General features: G+C 49.7%; 2 protein-coding genes. One reads left to right on the top strand and one right to left on the bottom strand.

The annotated features are described in order from the left end of the window. Positions 1-325 precede the first annotated feature (325 nt). Positions 326-946, bottom strand: coding sequence for an FMN-dependent NADH-azoreductase (locus HMPREF3164_RS07110; RefSeq protein ID WP_048754618.1), 621 nt, complete (start codon positions 944-946; stop codon positions 326-328). Between the two features lie 300 nt (positions 947-1246). Between HMPREF3164_RS07110 and HMPREF3164_RS07105 the strand changes: the two genes are divergently transcribed. After that, positions 1247-1375 carry a cell division protein FtsL gene (locus HMPREF3164_RS07105; RefSeq protein WP_080727418.1) on the top strand — a complete coding sequence of 43 codons (129 nt, stop codon included), beginning with the start codon at positions 1247-1249 and terminating at the stop codon, positions 1373-1375. The last annotated feature ends 213 nt before the right edge of the window (positions 1376-1588 follow it).

Below are 1588 nucleotides of genomic sequence, written 5' to 3'. Positions count from 1 at the left end.
GCACCAAATCTGTGTGCGGAAGGCGCGCAAGCGCGAGTAGACATGTCTCTCTACGAACTAGTAGAAACGGCTCAAGCGATCCTTATCAGCTACATTCTGACTGATGGATCGGCTCAAGCCGTTTCTGACGTCGTAGAAGCTATCTCAGTATTCCTTAGGCGTCTGAGGTAGTTTGCTACTCATAGAGAGGGGTTGGTAGTTGACGCTACCGACCCCTCTTGCCTATAAATAGGCAATCATTTCGTAGATATGCACCTAGCTTAGCACACCGCCTCAGTACCATCGGGCTTCTTAGTGTTCCTTATACCCAGCGGTTCTTGGGTTCTTAGGCAAGGAACTCGGGCAGTTTTTGTTCAAGCTCGGCGCAGGCACGCTCAACAGCGACGTCTGGGCCAATATGTGGATCCATGGTGCCTTCGGCACGCACAATATCGGTTGAATCGAACCCGAGCATCCCAAACACGGTCCGTAGGAAGGGGTACGATTGCTCCAACGGTGCCAGCGGACCGGTGCTGTATACGGAGCCGCTTGACTGCACGAGCAACGCCTTATGCCCGCCCATGAGACCCTGCGGACCATTCTCGCTAAACTGGAAAGTCTGCCCTCCCATAATAATGTTATCCACGTAGTCCTTCAGGCGTGAAGTCACCGAAAAGTTATGCATGGGCATGGCGATAATCAGCCGATCAGCCGCTTTAAACTGTTTAATGAGTTCAGCACGGCGCGCAAGAATCTGCTGTTCCCGCTTACTCAGGGACGATTTTTCATCATATACCGACCCGTAAAGCGGCAGGGTTTCGGCAGTAAGTTCGGGAATATCCTCATTGTAGAGGTTCAGCACGGTTGCATCCGGCAGTTTCTCGGTCAGGCAATCAACGAGGCGGTTGGTGCAATACGCAGTTTTATTCTGGGGATCCGGGTGGGCGTTAATGATAAGGGTCTGCATGGGGTCTCCTACTAATTGATGAACGGGAACACAAAATTTATATGATCTGACACCCTATATACATCTTAAGTTAGGGAAACTCTGCACATCAATCATCGGATGCATATGCAGCACACCGGAGCTCTTTATCAAGCATATTTTCAGGGATTTATATACGTAGCATTTTTAGCAACGGATATAAATTTGTATGTAAAGCATGCGGTAAAGTTATGAGTGCCCTCTTCCCGGAATGAGTCACCGGCACAGTTTGCAAATTTATATTCCGTGATGACTCTCGGGGTAGAGAGGGGGTGAGTAGGAATGCTGTTCTACGAGATAGTAGAAACGGCTCAAGCGATCCTCATCAACTACATTCTGATTGATGGATCGGCTCAAGCCGTTTCACATATTGTAGGCTTTATCTCAGCTTGGATTAAGAGCCTGAGGTAATACCCTACTCACAGAGAGGGGCTGGTAGTTGGCGCTACCGGCTCCTCTTGCCCATAACAGGCATCCAGTTTGCAAATATGATTCCAGCTTAGCACACCGTCTCAGCACCATCGGCTTCTTAGTGTTCTTTCTACCCAGCGGTTCTTGGGTTCTTAGGTAAGGAACTCGGGCAGTTTTTCTCAAGCTCGGCGCAGGCACGCTCAACAGCGACGT

Origin of the sequence: Rothia sp. HMSC08A08 (genome assembly GCF_001808385.1) — a bacterium.
GTDB classification, from domain to species: Bacteria; Actinomycetota; Actinomycetes; order Actinomycetales; family Micrococcaceae; genus Rothia; species Rothia dentocariosa.
The sequence above is the reverse complement of the archived record's forward strand: the minus strand, read 5'-3'. Positions and strand labels throughout refer to the sequence as shown.

Coding starts and splice junctions, on each gene's coding strand:
- HMPREF3164_RS07110 (WP_048754618.1), bottom strand. CDS start 946: ATGCAGACCCTTATCATTAACGCCCACCCGGATCCCCAGAATAAAACT.
- HMPREF3164_RS07105 (WP_080727418.1), top strand. CDS start 1,247: ATGCTGTTCTACGAGATAGTAGAAACGGCTCAAGCGATCCTCATCAAC.